Source organism: Brenneria alni (assembly GCF_003666245.1).
GTDB lineage: Bacteria > Pseudomonadota > Gammaproteobacteria > Enterobacterales > Enterobacteriaceae > Brenneria > Brenneria alni.
The window spans coordinates 1-588 of record NZ_MJLZ01000126.1 but is presented as its reverse complement, the minus strand read 5'-3'; the positions used below and the strand labels follow the sequence as shown (position 1 = coordinate 588).

1 protein-coding gene is annotated in these 588 nt (G+C 56.6%); it reads left to right on the top strand.

Going from position 1 to position 588, the window contains the following annotated elements; translation table 11 throughout:
- Positions 1–588, top strand: a 588-nt coding sequence (locus tag BIY29_RS19965; protein WP_121576728.1) for an Ig-like domain-containing protein, incomplete at both ends; no start/stop codon positions are given.

The following is a 588-nucleotide window of genomic DNA, read 5'->3' as shown; positions in this document are numbered from 1 at the left end:
TGTGCAGGCCGGTGATACGGTGACGGTCACCGTGGGTGCGGAGACCTTCCAGACCACAGTGAATGCGGATGGAATTAGCTGGAGCATAGATATTCCGGGTTCTGTTCTGACGGCGAACACCAATGTCAGTGCCAGCGTGACCACTGCCGATGCCGCCGGTAATACCACTACGGCAAGCGCCAATCGTTCTTATACCGTTGATACGGTAGCGCCGGACGCCTCCATTACTATCGACACAGTGGCTGGTGATGATGTGGTGAATATCGCTGAGTCCAGTCAAGCCATCAACGTGACCGGCAAGGTCGGCAACAACGTTCAAGCCGGTGATGCGGTGACGGTCACCGTGGGTGCGGAGACCTACCAGACTACTGTCAATGCCGATGGTGTTAGCTGGAGCATAGATATTCCGGGTTCTGTACTGGCTTCCAACTTGGCAGTTAGCGCCAGTGTCACCACCACCGATGCGGCGGGTAATACCACTACGGCAAGCGCCGATCGTTCTTACGCCGTCGATACGGTAGCCCCGGAGGCCTCCATCACTATCGACACCGTTGCTGGTGACGATATGGTAAATATCCACGAGGCCGG